Raw genomic sequence first — 15,731 nt, 5'->3', positions numbered from 1 at the left:
TCGAAGGGGGAGAGTGAGACTTAATGATTCAAATGAAAAATTTCTTTCAAAGTAGAGGGTTTCAGAGGCTTCTTATATTAGTCATTTTAGCCCTTATATTATACGGGCTAAAAAGTATGATTAATTTAATATTGATTACCTTTATCCTTACGTTTCTAATGGATCGCTTTCAAAGATTTATTTCTGAAAAACTTAATCGTTTTGTACGGATAAATAGGAAAGTAATTATCGCCTTTTTATACATTGTTTTAGTTACGTTTATTGTTGCTACGTTATATAAATATTTGCCTGTATTAACGATACAAATTTCACAATTGATTTACCAGTTCAAATTGTTTTTTAAAAATCCCCCTGATAATGAAATGATAAGATATGTGTTTTCTGCAATTAATCAGATGGAAGTATCAAAATATATTGAACAAGGTGTGGATGTTATTTATCAATCTTTGGCGAATATTGGAAAAATAAGTTTACAAATTTTACTTTCCCTTATTTTAAGTTTATTTTTCTTATTAGAAAAAGAGCGTATCATTGTTTTTACTTCAAAATTTGAGGATAGTAAACTTAGTATTTTTTATGAGGAAATTGCATACTTTGGTCAGAAATTTGCGCGTTCATTTGGAAAAGTCATTGAGGCACAGTTTTTAATTGCCGTTGTAAACTGTATTCTTTCTGTCATTGCACTAGTATTTTTAGGTTTCCCGCAGCTACTTGTATTAGCGGTTATGATATTCTTGCTTGGTTTAATTCCTGTTGCAGGTGTTATTATTTCACTATTTCCACTTTGTATCATTGCGTATAATATTGGTGGAATTGCATATGTCGTATACATATTAATTTTTATTGCAGTTATTCATGCAATTGAAAGTTACTTCTTAAATCCGAAATTTATGTCCGCAAAAACGAATTTACCCATTTTTTATACGTTTATGGTTCTTATCTTTTCAGAGCATTTTTTAGGAATATGGGGACTCATTATTGGAATTCCAATCTTTATCTTTTTACTTGATGTGCTTGAAGTGTACGATGGAGAGAAATCGGACCTAAATACGGAATGAATTTTTAAGCTATGCAAAAAGCAATCCAAGTATTTTGGATTGCTTTTTTTGCAAGGTCATAATTAGCATGTATTTTACAGTATAGGAGCCATTGTTTCTTTTAGTACTTGAACAGAGTGATCGAACTTTAATTCTTCATCTTCACTTAATTCAACTTCTAAAATTTCACGAACACCTTGACGATTCAAGACTGCAGGAACACCGATATAAACATCTTTTTGTCCATATTGACCTTCAAGATATGCAGATACAGTTAATACGCTATTTTCATCATTTAAGATTGCTTTTGTTACACGTAAAAGGGACATACCGATTCCGTAGTATGTTGCACCTTTTCGTTCAATGATGTGATAAGCAGCATCGCGAACATTTATAAAGATTTCATCTAAATCTTGTTGATTAAGGTCATTATCTTTTTCAAGAATCGTTTGTAGTTTTTGAATGCCGATTGATACGTGGCTCCAAACTGGAAGTTCTGTATCACCATGTTCACCGATGATGTAAGCATGAATATTGTGAGAGTCAATATTGAAATATTCTCCTAACATATAGCGGAAACGGGCAGAATCTAGAGTTGTACCAGAACCAATTACACGTTCTTTTGGTAATCCAGATTCTTTCCAAGTTACGTAAGTTAAAATATCTACAGGGTTTGTAGCAATTAAGAAGATACCATCAAATCCGCTATCCATAATACTACGAACAATTTGTTTAAAGATTTTAGCATTTTTTTCAACTAAATCTAAACGTGTTTCACCTGGTTTTTGTGGTAAACCAGCAGTAATTACAACAAGATCTGCATCTTTACAATCTTCATAGCTGCCTTTCCAAACTCTTGTTGGTGCTGGAGCAAAGGGAACTGCATGACTTAAATCCATTGCTTCTCCTTCTGCTTTTGCCTCGTTTACATCAACGAGAACAAATTCTTCTGCAACACCTTGGTTAATCATGCAGTAAGCATAACTACATCCTACTGCACCAGTTCCTACTAATACAACACGGTTAATACCTTTTTTCATATGATAATTCCTCGCTATTTCAGTAATTTTGATATGTAAGAAAGAACATGTCTTACTCCTATAGATTCTAACCTAGTTTATTACATTTCATAAAAGATATTCAAGTATTTCAAAATACATCCGTTTATATAGTTGTGAATCATAGGGAATGAAACATGAGTATCCTCTCTTGAATGTAATCTTTATTAAGAGAAGAAAATTAGGATGCTGAATCCATTAACAATGGAACAGATAATTTATATTATTCATACTATACTTATGAAGACAGAGCATCCGAAATATATATAGGAATACAAAACAACCGGAGTGTTTTGTTTACAAATTGCAGTTATTTTAATAAAATAATAAATATAAATCGTAATAATTACGCTTTAAAGTATATTAAAAGCATAGAAATGGATGGTCGGTCATATGAGTAAAGTAGAAATTCATATATTAGGTGGTTTTTTAGGAAGTGGGAAATCCACATTGCTACAAAATTTACTACTAACAGAAAAGAAGAAAAATCGAAAAGTTGCTGTTTTAATGAATGAAATAGGAGAATACTCGGTGGATACAGATATTATAGGGAAAGAGAATATTTTAAGAGAACTTTTAAAAGGTTGTATTTGTTGCACGTTAAAAGATGAACTTGAGATTCAGTTACATTCTTTATATCAACAAGAGAGACCAGATGTAATTTATATAGAAACAACCGGAGTTGCTCACCCAATTGAAGTATTAGATGCATGCTTGTCACCTATTTTAGCTCCTTATCTTGACGTGAAATCCATCGTTGTTGTATTAGATGCAATGAGATGGTTAAATCGTGATACACTAAGTAAAAATATTCAACAACTTTTAAATGAACAAATCAAATACGGAAGTCATATCCTCATTAATAAATCAGATTTATTAAAAGATGAGGAGAAGAAAAAAGTTTTAGAAGAAGTAGCAGCAATTAATAAACATGCGAAATTGTATGAAACACAGTATTGTAATATATCTTTAGAGGATATAGAAGGTGTGGAACTTACAGAAAATGAAGAACATGAAACATTACATATGAAGCAGCATTTACATATACAAACGATGACATATCAATTTACAAAATCAATCGATCAAGATCAATTATATGAATGGCTTTCCAATTTATCGCAGGAAATTTATCGTGTAAAAGGATTTGTAAAATTTTATGGAGATAAATATCCGCACTTATTACAATACTCATTTGGTGTACCAATTTTATTGGAACAGGACTTTGGGTTTCCCACAAACTTGGTGATTATTGGTGAGAGTTTAGATAAGAAACAATTGGCAGAAGGATTAGGTGGTTTAGAGAGTAACTCGATTTCATAATTTTTGTTGATATAGAAAAGCAGCGTAGAATTATAGATTCTACGCTGCTTTTGCATGTATAAAAATGATAGTGATTGGAAAGTTAATATTATTTAAAGGAAGCGTAACCTTCATATGCTATAACAACTCTACTATTAATTAAACTTGCTTCTTCCAATGAAATAAGATAAACAGTATCTGTGATCTGCTCAGGTTGAGTTAATTTATTTCCTGTTACCTTTGTTTTCATTACATCAATTACCCCTGAATCGTTATAGCCTTGAATGATGGGTGTATCGACAATGACACCCGATTGCTACTGCAACCACGCCAATACCGTACCGAGCCAATTCTAAAGAAGCTAAGAGCTTTGTGAATAGATTCATACATGAAATGTAAATCGCACTGCATACTTTGGGTTTTTGAAGTGGATTATATTAGAATTGACTAAGGAGTAATCGTTCTGTGTTGTTCATAATTGACATTATTAGGGTGAATATGAATTTTTTAAGTATAGGTTAAGAAGGTTGAAAGTAATATGCTTTGATCCAAGGAGAATAAGATGAATAAGAAATATAGTTTTAAAAGAACTATTATGATTCCAGATTCAATAGCCGTTGGTTTAAATAATTTACTAAATTTAAGGAATAAGAATACTACAAATAAGAAGCGTTTTGTGGATTTTCATATACTATTTGATAAGAAAAAAACAATTGAAAACTTCCGTAATCTTTCTGAAGTATACCCAGCCCAAAAGGTGAAACGTAAAGGACATATTTCTCGATTTGATTATGATTTGAAGGATATGAATGTTACGTACAGCTATAATGGGAAACAATCAACTCTTGATGAGTTTCTTAAAAACACGACGGCGACAGGCTTTTTCATTATGAAAGATCATAAAGTTGTAAATGAGCGATACTTTCATGGAAATACGTGCAAATCTCTTAATACTTCATGGTCTGTAGCAAAATCTTTTTTATCTGCTTTAGTAGGTATAGCGATTGATGAAGGGGATATTAAATCAGTAAAGGATCCAATCATTGCTTATTTGCCAGAGTTAAAGGACTCCGGATATAAAAATGTTTCTATTAAGGAATGTCTACAGATGTGCTCTGGTATTTATTTCAATGAAGATTATCATAATTTGTCATCAGATTTTTATATGCTGATGCAAGCGTCATTGACTGCAAGTAAGAGTGTAAATGAGTATATAAATCAATTTAAGTATAAAGAATTTTCTGGGAAATTTTCTTATAAAAGTATAGATGCGCAAGTGTTAGGCATGTTGATTGCAAAAGCAACTGGACGGAACTTAGCGCAATATTTGCAAGAGAAAATATGGGAACCGCTTGGAATGGAGTCCCATGCATTTTGGAATATAGGTAGTGATGGGAGCATGATATCTTATTCTTTCTTGAATGCTACGTTGAGAGATTTTGCTAGATTTGGATTACTCTACTTACATAATGGAAATTGGAAGGGGAAACAGATTATTTCTCAAGAGTGGATTCGAGAATCAACCATACCTGAAAGATATAATCTACTGAAAGATAATCAATCTCATTTCACTGATAATTATCAGTATCAATGGTGGACTCCTGGACCAGATTATATAGTTGGAGAATTTCTTGCTATAGGAATTTGGGGGCAGAATATTTATATAAACCAACCAGAAAACCTTGTTATTGTGAGAACAAGTGCTGATCCTAGTTTTGAAAAACATCACTACGAAATGTATGCTGTTTATCGTGCAATAGTAGACTTTTTACGTAAAGAGTCTTAAGAGTAGTGCGATTGGGGGAAAAGATTAACTCATTTTGGAAGTTAGTCTTTTTTGTAGGGCTAATATATTAGAGGAAGAGAACAGTTATTTTAATGTATTTGTTCAAGGGATGATATGTATAATGCGAATAATTGTATGAATATTTACAAATGTATTGGAAGGGATTTGGAAATGTCTGGCGAATGTAGAGGTACTTCGAGAAATTTCTATTGACAACATAGTTCACATTGTTAAAAACAAGAAGTCATGATTACGGATGGTTACTTTGGCGTATTTGATTCTATCAGAAAGTAAAGTATGGGGAGGATCACAATGTCAGCAAAAAAACGTAAGTGGCTAAAAATGGTGTTTACGGGATGTATTCTTGGTTCATTATTAGTAACAGCAGGATGTTCAGGGGAAAAAGCAAGTACAGATGATGAGAAGACGATTAAGGTAGGTGTTCTTGCTTCGTTAACAGGACCGCTTGAATCATATGGGAAACAAACGGTAAACGGGTTTGAACTAGGGCTAGATTACGCAACAGGCGGAACAGGGAAAGTAGATGGGAAGAAGATTAAGTTTGTTGTAGAAGATACGGAAACAAAAGCGGATGTAGCAGTTAAAAAAGCTACGAAACTATTAGAGGAAGACAAGGTTGATTTTCTTGTTGGATCTTCGAGTTCAAGTGATACATTAGCAGTGTTACCACTAGCGGAAGAATATGAAAAAATAATGGTTGTTGAACCTGCAGTTGCAGATAGTATTACGGGGAAGAACTGGAATAAATATATTTTTAGAACAGGCAGAAATTCATCTCAAGATGCAATTGCTGGTGCTGCATCCATCGCTAAGAAAGATGTAAAGATTGCAACACTTGCTCCAGATAACGCCTTTGGTCGTGAAGGAATTGCTGCATTTAAAGCGGGAGCGAAGAAGCTAGGGGCGAATATTGTAAATGAACAATATGCTGATACGAATTCTACTGATTTTACTGCAAATATTCAAAACATCATTAGTTCAAAACCAGATTATTTATTTGTTGTTTGGGCTGGTGCGAATTCACCATGGAAGCAATTAAAAGATATGAATGTAGAAGCGCAAGGGATTAAGATTTCAACGGGGGCACCGGATATACCAGCATTAAAGACGATGGATGCATTAGTGGGCATGCAAGGATTTTCAGTATATTATCATACACTTCCGAAAAATAAAGTGAACGAGTGGCTAGTGGAAGAACATAAGAAACGTTTCAATGGAACAGTTCCAGATTTGTTTACAGCTGGAGGAATGTCAGCGGCAATTTCCATCGTTGAAGGATTAAAGAAAACAAAAGGCGATACAGATGTTGATACGCTTATTAAGAAAATGGAAGGAATGGAATTTGAAACACCAAAAGGAAAAATGAAATTTAGAGAGAAAGACCACCAAGCTTTGCAAGCGCTTTATTCTGTAACGCTACAAAAACAAGAGGGTGTTGATTATCCAGTACCTGTTCTAGAGCGAGAATTAACAATGAAAGAAACAGAGCCACCAATTCAAAATAAATAGATTGAATATTCGGTAATAAAAAGATGTAAAGAGAGGAGGTTATCTCTCTTTACATCAACTTCTCTTTTTCACCCTGAAAATATGAATTCTTTGAGGAGGGTATAGAGTGAAGAACTTGTTAGAGACTAGAAATCTTTGTGTCTCATTTGGAGAACATCATGTCATTAAAGACGTAAATTTGATGATACCAAAAGGAAAACTTATTTCTATTATTGGACCCAACGGAGCAGGGAAGACAACTCTATTTAACTTGTTAAGTGGACAGATTTCTCCAACAAAAGGTGAGATTTATTTTAAAGAACGTGACATTACAAAGTTATCGATTCCAGAGCGAACCCGCCTTGGTATGGGACGCTCTTTCCAGCTTACAAATATTTTTCCGGAATTAACAGTGATTGAAAATGTACGCTTAAGTGTACAGTCGTTTGTTCAAGATTATTATAGTTTTTTTCCAAACTTCTCACGATTCAAGCAGCAGATGGGAGAGGCGAGACGTCTTTTGAAGACAGTATTGCTTCACGAAAAAGAAGAAGTGCTAGCGAAAGATTTAGCACATGGGGAAAAGAGGAAATTAGAACTGGCCATGCTGCTAGCGCTCAGAACAGATGTATTGCTACTTGATGAACCAACAGCGGGTATCTCTGTTGAGGAAGTCCCAGCTATTCTTCAAGTGATAGAGAATATAAAGAAAAATCGTGAGAATACAATTGTACTTATTGAACACAAAATGGATATGGTTCTACATGTATCAGATCATTTAATTGTACTATTTCATGGCGAGTTATTGGCCGAAGGGTTACCAGAAGAGATTATGAAGGATGAACGTGTACAAACGGCATACTTAGGGGGATTATACGGTGACACTATTAAAAGTGGATAATATAGAAACGTATTTGGATCAGTTTCATATTTTGCAAGGCGTTTCTTTTATGGTTGAGAAAGGAACAATCACCGTATTGTTCGGAAGAAATGGGGCTGGAAAAACAACGACTTTACGTTCAATTATGGGGTTTAATCGGATTTCTAATGGAGAAATTTATTATTGTGATGAGAAAGTAAATGGTTTATCTACTCATCTGATTTCGCGAAAAGGAATGGGCTATGTGCCAGAGAATCAAGGGATCTTTCATGATTTAACGGTAGAAGAAACATTTGCTCTCGCTGGAGTAAAGAAAGGGATAGAATATGCAGAAAAGGTAGAATGGATGCTCGATTTATTTCCAGATTTAAAACAATATTGGAATAAAAAAAGTGGGCTGTTGAGCGGAGGACAAAAGCAAATGCTGGCGATTTCAAGAGCGTTCATTAATAGTGATGGATTGCTATTAATTGATGAGCCAAGTAAAGGATTAGCGCCGATTATGATTGAAAAGTTAATGTCGGCTATTTTGAAAATGAAAGAGAAAACGACTGTTTTGCTTGTAGAACAAAACTTTATGATGGCAAGCCAGATAGGTGATTATTTTTACATCATGGACAATGGAAAAATCGTGCATAACGGTCCAATGAATGAACTGAAAGAAGATAAGGAAACATGTCATAAGTATCTGGGGATTTCTTAACATTGATACGGAGGAGGTATGGAACGTGGATGTGTTAGTTAACTTATTTGTAAATGGCGTTTCGACAGGTATGCTTATTTTCTTATTAGCATCGGGACTTTCACTTATTTTTGGTTTAATGAGTGTACTCAATTTTGCTCATGGTGGATTGTTTGCCTGGGGAGCTTTTACAGGGGTTTGGTTATTCAATATGACTGGTAGCTATGTACTTGCATTAATAGGTGCGATTTTGATGGGAATGTTTCTTGGTTTCGTTTTAGAAAGATTCCTTATTCGTCCTGTTTATGGAAATCATGTTCGACAACTTCTCGTTACACTTGGTGGAATGCTTGTACTTAGTGAATGTATAAAAGTATTTTGGGGACCGAATCCAATTAGTGCTAAATTACCAACATGGTTACAAGGAAGCTTGACATTTGATGGAATTATATTAATAAAGTATCGATTGTTTGTTATTATTGTTGGGGTACTTATTTATATTGGCCTGATGTTGTTACTACGTAAAACAAAAATTGGTCTTATGATTCGTGCGGGTGTAATAGATAAGGAGATGGTTCAAGCTCTTGGTATTAACATAAAGGCGATATTTTCATTTGTCTTTTTATTAGGGGCTGGAATGGCCGCGTTAGGGGGATTTCTCCTTGCTCCATATTCAGGAGTTATTTTTGCTGAAATGGGTATGCAGTATGCAATTTTAGCTTTTATTGTTGTCATTATCGGAGGATTGGGAAGCGTGCAAGGTTCAGCGATTGCGTCTTTAATTGTTGGATTGGCTGGAGCGTTTACGGCTTATTATTTACCTGATTTATCACTCGCAATAAATATGTTAATGTTGTTGTTTTTCTTGGTAGTCAAGCCAACGGGGCTCGTTGGTGAAAAGGGGTGAAAAGGTGAATAATACATTTAATCGGGCCGGGATATATTTTGGGCTAGTTGTATTGATTTGTTTAAGTGTATTCCCTTTCGTAAATGATTCACGGAGCTTACTCATTTTGTTTACACAAGTTTTCATCTTTGCTATATTTGCAATGAGTTTTGATATTCTTCTTGGATATACAGGAATTGTTTCATTCGGTCATTGCATGTTTTTTGGAATAGGTGCTTATTGTGTTGCACTCTTACTAGATCGACAAGAGGTTTCTATAGCAAGCTTTTTAATCGGTATTGGGATAGCTGTTGTACTATCAACGATAATCAGTTATATAATCGGTATGCTTTCTTTACGATTAAAAAGTCATTTTTATGCAATGTTAACACTTGCAATTTCCCAACTATTCTTTGTACTTGCTGAAAAATGGCGGTCTTTCACACATGGAGGAGATGGCTTTACATTCCGTGTACCTGATATGTTTCGTGACCGTTTTACATTTTACTATATTACACTCATATGTCTAGTCGTCATCTTTCTATTGCTTCGCTTATTTACACAATCTTCTATTGGAAAAGTGTTAAAGGCAATTTCGCAAAATGAGCAACGTGTAGAAGCACTTGGATATAAAATTCTCCACTATAAAATTATTGCGAGCATAGTTGCGGGAGTAGTAGCAGCGCTTAGCGGTGGTTTATTTGTTATCACATTACGCTTTGTAAATACAACTGTTTTTTCAATTGAAATGACTTTAAATGCTCTGTTAATGACAATGATTGGGGGAGTTGGCACATTAGTTGGAGCAATCGCTGGCGCAGGGATTATTGAATTTTTAAAGTATTATTTATCAGAACTTGCAGCGCAGTATCCAATCTTTGAGAGATGGACGATCTTTCTTGGGTTACTATATATTATTGTGTTATTAGGTTTCCCAACAGGGTTAACTGGTACGGTTAAAAAAATAAGAAGTATAACAAAAAAGAAGGGGGCAGAGAAAAGTAAGGAAGTTGAGCATAGTACATGAAACTCCGTCCTTGAGATTTAGAGAGAAATGTGGAAGATAGGTGAAAGTTAGCCATCAGCGGTGGAACCTTCCGTTGATGAAGATATCACCTTATGAGATGGATAAAGGAATGTGAAATCGTATGTGATAAAAGTACAAATTCTTGATGTGTCAAGGTTTGTGCTTTTTATTTTGGAGATTTTTAGATGAGTGATTAGTATGACTATGGGAAATGGGCGTTTTATTGAATGAAGAGTATCGTACTATTTGTAAATGGGTTTAGAACTCAGCAGGTAAAGGCAATACTGAGCCATATTAGGAATGTATGTGAAAGGATGATTGTATGTTTGAGGAAGAAGGCATAGTTTTAATTATGGAACCTGTGGATGAAAGAGATCTTAGGAAATTCATTTTGACTATACCTCAGTCAGTTTATAAGAAAAAAGAAATTTCCTTACAATATGGAGCGGCTATAGGGGAAGGATACACAAATATTATTGAGGAAATTATCGGTGTACATATAGAATCAGAACTTGTAACAGTTATAGGATATGTAGGGAAGTAAACGTTAGTATAAAGGAATCGGCATACTTAATTGTATCTTAAGTATGTCTTTTTTCGGTTGTATACAAATTTGAAATAGGCACTGCGACAAGTAAAGAAATGAAGGAGTTTTTGAAAAACTATGTACTAACAGTAGGTAGCATGAAAGAGTGTGATGTAGTAGAAGGTACGATTTCTGAATCGTTAACAGGTTATACCGTATTACTAATAGATGGAATGGGAGAAATACTACTATTAGAAACACAATTATGGAAATCAAGGAGTGTTAACAGCTAGAGAAAAATCAACAAACGAGCCTGTTGTATATGAAATTCGTTCCATGAAAACCCCGTATGTTTTTCAAAATTGATTATGAAAAGGAAATTGAAAAGTCCTGCTAGAATATATAAGTTGAGGTAATGAAAATGGAAATGAAGTAGCTAGTATTCTAGAATGACAGTATAGCGAAAGGGATAGGTGTTTATAAATATAGTAGAAGAAACGTTAGTATTCAGCTAGGAGGTAAAAAATGAAGTTGAAAAAGACGATATTACTTGTGTTTTTAATTACAATCGGTTTAATGGGCTGCTCTATGATTGAAGAGGGTAAGAATTCAATTGATTATGCTCAAAAGGCGACAGACTATGTTAATAAAGTAAGTGCGTTTGCAAATGAAGCGCCGGGGTTAGTAGAAAAAGCAATCAATGATAGTGCTGCTCGAAAAGAATTAGAGACTAAGCTCGGAGATATTCAAAAGGATATCCCAGCTTTTAATGAATTGACACCCCCGGATGTAGCGAAGGACATCCATCAGCAAATTGTTGGATATAACGAAAAATTAAATGCATTAATTGATACAACTATGAAAAAGATAGAAGAAGGGAAAATAGATGTAGAACAATTTAAAAACTCAGAGCTTATGAAGACAGTGCAACAAGTTCAAGATTTAAAAGATAAAGTTCAAAATTTAGGGCAGTAGAGAGGATATGAAAAAAGTCCGTTATTTATAACGGACTTTTTTAACGCGAGAATATTATAATAAGGCGTGTACTTGTTATTGGATAGAAAAAACGACGATCCCAATTATAATAATAATGTTACCAATGACTTTTCTTTTTGTTATTTTCTCTCCTAAGAAATACCAACCGAATACTAAAATAATGACATAGCTAAGAGATTCTAATACAGGAGCCTGTTTTAATGGAACACCTTTTAGTGCAATAACGTTTAGCCCAGCATTAATTACAAATAAAGAATAGCCGATAATAACATAAGGGTTGACATATTCTCTTAATTTGGAATCATATTCTTGTAGAGTTGCTTTTTTGAGTAAAATTTGTGAGTATTTTGCTAAAATAATACCGAAAATATATAACAATATATAATTATTCATCTTTCGTCACCACCACAATTCCAATCATAATGATAGCTGCACCGAGTAAATTGTTCCATTTTATCGTCTCACCTAAAAAGATAACGGACCATAACATGGACCATAATATGATGATCCCTCGGTGGGAATATGCTTTAGAAATTTCAAAATGTTTAATTACCTGTTGCCAAAGAATAGCATAGCCAAATAAAATTACAACAAGTCCAAAATAGGCGATGAAAAACGAAATGGATGAAACAGGGAATTTAGCTGCCCATTTCATATAAAGCAGGATGATAGAATATAGCAAGAAAGCTACATGTAAAAATACATAATTTTTCATAGTCGGTTTCATATATTCACTCTCTTTTAGATGTAAATACATTAATTTGAAAAGAATGCATTTCATCTATGTTTTCTTATTACATGGAATGTGGTTTGAAATGGTTTTTTGTTTTATAATGTGTATACTTTGTCTATCTCTTCACATTCCAAGGTATATAATACCACTCGTTTCCTTATATTCGTTATGTAATTTCTATTTCATTATTAAAGTAAAGATATTCATAGAATCATTAAACTTCATATTTGTTTTTTCCATTGCTCAATGATTCTTACTCTTTTATTGGTTGCATCCATCTCCACTTGTACACCAATTGGCATCGTCATCATCGGATGGGTATGGCAACAATCAAAGTCTGCTAGAAATGGAATGTTACGATTTTGGAGTACTTCTAATAATATTTCATAAGGTTTCCGATGTGTACCATAATCATCAAATTGCTCATGCTTTCCAAGAATGATTCCTGAAACTTTATCAAATACACCGTTAATTTTAAGTAATGAAAAACTTCTTTCAATGGTAGCTGCATCTTTGGAGCTATCTTCAATAAAGAGAATATCTCCTTCTTTAATACCAGGCATAAATGGGCTACCCCATATACCTTGTATTGTATTTAAGTTGCCACCAATTAGTCTTCCAGTTGTTTTTCCGCCATTTACACAAATCCACTCGTTTTTTCTTAGTTCTTTGTCCTTTGTTTTTTCTTCCCAGTTTATAAAGTCATCTGTCCAAAATAAAGGTTGCTTTACCTTGTAAGGAATTTCTTGTTCTTCCATTAAAGCTTCTGCAAAGTATGTATAAGTGGAATCCACAAAAGGCTCAAATTCACCAAAAGAAGGAACAAGTGCTGGTCCATAAAATGTAGTAATGCCTGTTTGTGCATAGATTCCAAGTAGTAAAGCTGTAGTGTCTGAATACCCAATCATAATTTTGGGATTTTCTTTCAATGCTTTGTAATCAATATAAGGTAAAAGAGAATTTGAATTCATCCCGCCAATTGTTGACATGATGCATGTAACATTCAGATTTCTAATTAATGCATTTAGTTCTTCAGCACGTTCTTGAATGCTTCCTGAACGATAAAAATCCTGCTTACCTGTAAGGCTGCCTTCCAATATATGGAACCCTTTATCTTGTAAATATTTTTTAGCTCGATTAAATCTTTTGGGAGATGTATATGTTACAGGTGAAGAAGGAGAGTAAATGCCAATAGTATCTCCTTTTTTTAAGGGATTAAGTAGTATCATTGTATCAAACCTTTCTTGTTTCGATTAGGAATTTAAGTAGTTTCAGGATTTAATATTTGAAAATTTATATTATTAAGTTTTTGATAGTGTAACATATTCTTAACAAATAATCTTGAAAAAATAGTTATCGTAGATTATTTACTGTTTGACCTTGACGGTTTAAAGACATTGTTGTTATGGTTAAATTTGAAATTATAATAGGTAGAGTAAAAGGAGTTTTATTGATGAAAAGGTTAGGATGGAGAAGCGTAACAATACTCTGTGCTATTATTTTAGGTTCATGTTGGTTCTTTTTCCAAGGGAGTATTCTAGAGAAGAATGGTATTAATGTTTCCAAAGCAAAAGAAAAAATGACAATAGATGGTCCGCCCCTACAAGTAGCAGAGTTACCAAAAACAGGATTAACTGAAAAGATGATCCCACAAAAATATGTACCAGTAGTTGAAGCGAAAGCAGCAATGATCATTGATGCAAGTAATGGGCAAGTCATGTATAAAAACAATGAAGAAGAGCTACTTGCCCCGGCGAGTATGTCAAAGATGATGACAGCATATATTCTTTTAGAAAACATACATAAAGGAAAGGTCCATTGGGAAGATCAAGTGAAAATAAGTGCGAAATCGGCACAAGCAGAAGGTGCGAGAATTCCGGTACAAACGGGGGATGTATTAACGGTTAAAGACCTATACCATGCGTTAATGATCCAATCGGCCAACAATTCTGCAGTTGCTTTAGCGGAACATATAGCAAAAACTGAGCAAGATTTTGCCCATCTTATGAATCAAACAGCGAAACAACTGGAGTTATCAGAAGCAACCAAGTTTGTAAATGCTTCTGGATTGCAAGAGCCTGATGGAAGTGAAACGAAGATGACTGTAGCTGATGTAGCGAAGTTAGCGTATCACCTTGTAACAGATTACCCGGAGATATTAGATGTTACACATTTACGTCAAAGTCAGTTAGCATTTAAAAGCACGATGGTTGCGAGTACGAATGAAATGTTGAATCCGGCCAACCAAGGACTTTACTTAGAAGGAATGGATGGACTGAAAACAGGCTTCACTGATAGTGCGGGTTATTGCTTTACTGGGACTGCCAAACAAGGTGATAAGCGACTTGTAACAGTTGTTATGGGTACGAAGAGCCAAATGAAACGTTTTACAGAAACGCATAAACTAATGTCCTATGGTTTCGAGATTGTTAAGTAGGTGAGGGATCTATTATGAAAGAAGACGGCTTGTTTAAAACTCGGATTGAGTGGAAAATAAGCTGTTTTTTTATTTTAAGGGAATATAAAAGGTATCAAAAACAAAAACTAAAAAGTATGAGTGCTATTGTTTGAAAATGTTTTTCTATGTAGATATAATAAAGTTATAAACTTATTATTAATAAGTTCGGGGCGGGATATACCATAATACAGATTAGTAAGCCTCAAAATAAAAATTGGAGGGAATTAGTATGGCAAAAGATTTTTATTCAGCAATTGAAGACAGAAGATCAATTTATGCAATTAGTAAAGAGCAAGTTGTTTCTGATGAGAAAATTCAAGAAGTAGTGAATCATGCCGTAAAGTATACACCTTCATCTTTTAATTCTCAGAGTGCAAGGGTTGTTGTGTTATTAGGAGAACAACATGATAAACTATGGGATATTACGAAAGAAACATTACGAAAAATTGTACCAGAAAATAATTTTGCACCAACCGAAGAAAAAATGAACGCATTTAAAAGTGGCTATGGAACAGTTTTATATTTTGAAGACAGCAAAGTAATAGAAGATCTTCAAGAAAAGTTTGCATTATATAAAGACAATTTCCCGACTTGGTCCCAGCAATCATCAGGAATGCTACAGTTTGTGATTTGGACAGCATTAGAAATTGAAGGGTTTGGTGCAACGTTGCAACATTATAACCCATTAATTGATGAAGAAGTAAGAAAAGAATGGGATATTCCAGAGACTTGGAAGCTGATCGCTCAAATGCCATTTGGTAAGCCAGTTGCGCCAGCAGGTGAAAAAGAATTTCAGCCGTTAGAAACTCGTGTGAAATTTCATAAATAAAATGGGAAAAGGATTGCCTATATAG

General features: G+C 34.0%; 18 protein-coding genes. 13 read left to right on the top strand and 5 right to left on the bottom strand.

Features of this window, described 5'->3' with window-relative positions; all coding sequences use genetic code 11:
• Window positions 1-23: 23 nt before the first annotated feature.
• Complete coding sequence (locus C568_RS0109735; protein ID WP_003196941.1) at window positions 24-1,058, top strand: AI-2E family transporter; 1,035 nt, start codon at window positions 24-26, stop codon at window positions 1,056-1,058.
• A gap of 74 nt (window positions 1,059-1,132) precedes the next feature.
• Here the strand turns inward: C568_RS0109735 and C568_RS0109730 are convergent, their stop codons facing one another.
• Complete coding sequence (locus tag C568_RS0109730) at window positions 1,133-2,077, bottom strand: L-lactate dehydrogenase (protein WP_018781378.1); 945 nt, start codon at window positions 2,075-2,077, stop codon at window positions 1,133-1,135.
• Between the two features lie 411 nt (window positions 2,078-2,488).
• Here C568_RS0109730 and C568_RS0109725 point away from each other — a divergent pair, with 411 nt between their 5' ends.
• Window positions 2,489-3,415 carry a CobW family GTP-binding protein gene (locus C568_RS0109725; protein WP_018781377.1) on the top strand — a complete coding sequence of 309 codons (927 nt, stop codon included), beginning with the start codon at window positions 2,489-2,491 and terminating at the stop codon, window positions 3,413-3,415.
• 88 nt (window positions 3,416-3,503) lie between these two features.
• Here C568_RS0109725 and C568_RS34675 read toward each other — a convergent pair whose 3' ends face one another.
• Window positions 3,504-3,644 carry a hypothetical protein gene (locus C568_RS34675; RefSeq protein WP_018781376.1) on the bottom strand — a complete coding sequence of 47 codons (141 nt, stop codon included), beginning with the start codon at window positions 3,642-3,644 and terminating at the stop codon, window positions 3,504-3,506.
• Between the two features lie 312 nt (window positions 3,645-3,956).
• Between C568_RS34675 and C568_RS0109715 the strand changes: the two genes are divergently transcribed.
• From C568_RS0109715 to C568_RS0109675, 9 genes are all read left to right on the top strand, one after another.
• Window positions 3,957-5,180, top strand: a complete 1,224-nt coding sequence (locus C568_RS0109715; protein WP_018781375.1) for a serine hydrolase domain-containing protein — start codon at window positions 3,957-3,959, stop codon at window positions 5,178-5,180.
• A gap of 312 nt (window positions 5,181-5,492) precedes the next feature.
• Window positions 5,493-6,710, top strand: a complete 1,218-nt coding sequence (locus tag C568_RS0109710) for a substrate-binding domain-containing protein (protein WP_006094551.1) — start codon at window positions 5,493-5,495, stop codon at window positions 6,708-6,710.
• Between the two features lie 106 nt (window positions 6,711-6,816).
• Window positions 6,817-7,590: an ABC transporter ATP-binding protein gene (locus C568_RS0109705; RefSeq protein WP_018781374.1), complete on the top strand. Its 774-nt coding sequence runs from the start codon at window positions 6,817-6,819 to the stop codon at window positions 7,588-7,590.
• Window positions 7,568-8,272, top strand: a complete 705-nt coding sequence (locus C568_RS0109700) for a branched-chain amino acid ABC transporter ATP-binding protein (protein WP_018781373.1) — start codon at window positions 7,568-7,570, stop codon at window positions 8,270-8,272. The genes C568_RS0109705 and C568_RS0109700 overlap by 23 nt, the downstream gene beginning before the upstream one ends.
• Before the next feature lie 25 nt (window positions 8,273-8,297).
• Window positions 8,298-9,158: a branched-chain amino acid ABC transporter permease gene (locus tag C568_RS0109695; protein WP_003196956.1), complete on the top strand. Its 861-nt coding sequence runs from the start codon at window positions 8,298-8,300 to the stop codon at window positions 9,156-9,158.
• Window positions 9,159-9,162: 4 nt separating this feature from the next.
• Entirely contained in the window at window positions 9,163-10,164 is a 1,002-nt protein-coding gene (locus C568_RS0109690) for a branched-chain amino acid ABC transporter permease (protein WP_006094554.1), read from the top strand.
• 322 nt (window positions 10,165-10,486) lie between these two features.
• Window positions 10,487-10,708: a hypothetical protein gene (locus C568_RS0109685; protein ID WP_003196960.1), complete on the top strand. Its 222-nt coding sequence runs from the start codon at window positions 10,487-10,489 to the stop codon at window positions 10,706-10,708.
• Between the two features lie 98 nt (window positions 10,709-10,806).
• Window positions 10,807-10,983, top strand: coding sequence for a spore germination protein (locus C568_RS0109680; protein WP_003196961.1), 177 nt, complete (start codon window positions 10,807-10,809; stop codon window positions 10,981-10,983).
• A gap of 232 nt (window positions 10,984-11,215) precedes the next feature.
• Complete coding sequence (locus C568_RS0109675; protein ID WP_003206858.1) at window positions 11,216-11,665, top strand: DUF6376 family protein; 450 nt, start codon at window positions 11,216-11,218, stop codon at window positions 11,663-11,665.
• A 75-nt stretch (window positions 11,666-11,740) separates the two neighbouring features.
• Here the strand turns inward: C568_RS0109675 and C568_RS0109670 are convergent, their stop codons facing one another.
• The 3 genes from C568_RS0109670 to C568_RS0109660 all read right to left on the bottom strand — a co-directional run bounded on the left by C568_RS0109670 (window position 11,741) and on the right by C568_RS0109660 (window position 13,648).
• Window positions 11,741-12,079: an EamA family transporter gene (locus C568_RS0109670; RefSeq protein WP_018781371.1), complete on the bottom strand. Its 339-nt coding sequence runs from the start codon at window positions 12,077-12,079 to the stop codon at window positions 11,741-11,743.
• Entirely contained in the window at window positions 12,072-12,413 is a 342-nt protein-coding gene (locus C568_RS0109665; RefSeq protein WP_018765426.1) for an EamA family transporter, read from the bottom strand. The genes C568_RS0109670 and C568_RS0109665 overlap by 8 nt, the downstream gene beginning before the upstream one ends.
• 227 nt (window positions 12,414-12,640) lie before the next feature.
• Window positions 12,641-13,648, bottom strand: coding sequence for a S66 family peptidase (locus C568_RS0109660; protein WP_018781370.1), 1,008 nt, complete (start codon window positions 13,646-13,648; stop codon window positions 12,641-12,643).
• Window positions 13,649-13,872: 224 nt separating this feature from the next.
• Between C568_RS0109660 and C568_RS0109655 the strand changes: the two genes are divergently transcribed.
• Together C568_RS0109655 and C568_RS0109645 are read left to right on the top strand one after the other, a co-directional pair.
• A complete protein-coding gene (locus C568_RS0109655; protein WP_018781369.1) occupies window positions 13,873-14,856 on the top strand; it encodes a D-alanyl-D-alanine carboxypeptidase family protein in 984 nt (327 codons plus the stop codon).
• Between the two features lie 250 nt (window positions 14,857-15,106).
• Entirely contained in the window at window positions 15,107-15,706 is a 600-nt protein-coding gene (locus tag C568_RS0109645) for a nitroreductase family protein (protein WP_018781368.1), read from the top strand.
• Window positions 15,707-15,731 lie beyond the last annotated feature (25 nt).

Origin of the sequence: Bacillus sp. 95MFCvi2.1 (genome assembly GCF_000374965.1) — a bacterium.
Taxonomy (GTDB): domain Bacteria; phylum Bacillota; class Bacilli; order Bacillales; family Bacillaceae_G; genus Bacillus_A; species Bacillus_A pseudomycoides.
Note: the sequence above shows the minus strand (reverse complement) of the source record. Positions and strands in the feature narration are given on the sequence as shown.

Excerpts from the sequence above, each read along its gene's own strand:
- C568_RS0109735 (WP_003196941.1), top strand. The coding sequence starts at position 24 with ATGATTCAAATGAAAAATTTCTTTCAAAGTAGAGGGTTTCAGAGGCTT.
- C568_RS0109730 (WP_018781378.1), bottom strand. The coding sequence starts at position 2,077 with ATGAAAAAAGGTATTAACCGTGTTGTATTAGTAGGAACTGGTGCAGTA.
- C568_RS0109725 (WP_018781377.1), top strand. The coding sequence starts at position 2,489 with ATGAGTAAAGTAGAAATTCATATATTAGGTGGTTTTTTAGGAAGTGGG.
- C568_RS34675 (WP_018781376.1), bottom strand. The coding sequence starts at position 3,644 with ATGAAAACAAAGGTAACAGGAAATAAATTAACTCAACCTGAGCAGATC.
- C568_RS0109715 (WP_018781375.1), top strand. The coding sequence starts at position 3,957 with ATGAATAAGAAATATAGTTTTAAAAGAACTATTATGATTCCAGATTCA.
- C568_RS0109710 (WP_006094551.1), top strand. The coding sequence starts at position 5,493 with ATGTCAGCAAAAAAACGTAAGTGGCTAAAAATGGTGTTTACGGGATGT.
- C568_RS0109685 (WP_003196960.1), top strand. The coding sequence starts at position 10,487 with ATGTTTGAGGAAGAAGGCATAGTTTTAATTATGGAACCTGTGGATGAA.
- C568_RS0109680 (WP_003196961.1), top strand. The coding sequence starts at position 10,807 with ATGAAGGAGTTTTTGAAAAACTATGTACTAACAGTAGGTAGCATGAAA.
- C568_RS0109675 (WP_003206858.1), top strand. The coding sequence starts at position 11,216 with ATGAAGTTGAAAAAGACGATATTACTTGTGTTTTTAATTACAATCGGT.
- C568_RS0109670 (WP_018781371.1), bottom strand. The coding sequence starts at position 12,079 with ATGAATAATTATATATTGTTATATATTTTCGGTATTATTTTAGCAAAA.
- C568_RS0109665 (WP_018765426.1), bottom strand. The coding sequence starts at position 12,413 with ATGAAACCGACTATGAAAAATTATGTATTTTTACATGTAGCTTTCTTG.
- C568_RS0109660 (WP_018781370.1), bottom strand. The coding sequence starts at position 13,648 with ATGATACTACTTAATCCCTTAAAAAAAGGAGATACTATTGGCATTTAC.
- C568_RS0109655 (WP_018781369.1), top strand. The coding sequence starts at position 13,873 with ATGAAAAGGTTAGGATGGAGAAGCGTAACAATACTCTGTGCTATTATT.
- C568_RS0109645 (WP_018781368.1), top strand. The coding sequence starts at position 15,107 with ATGGCAAAAGATTTTTATTCAGCAATTGAAGACAGAAGATCAATTTAT.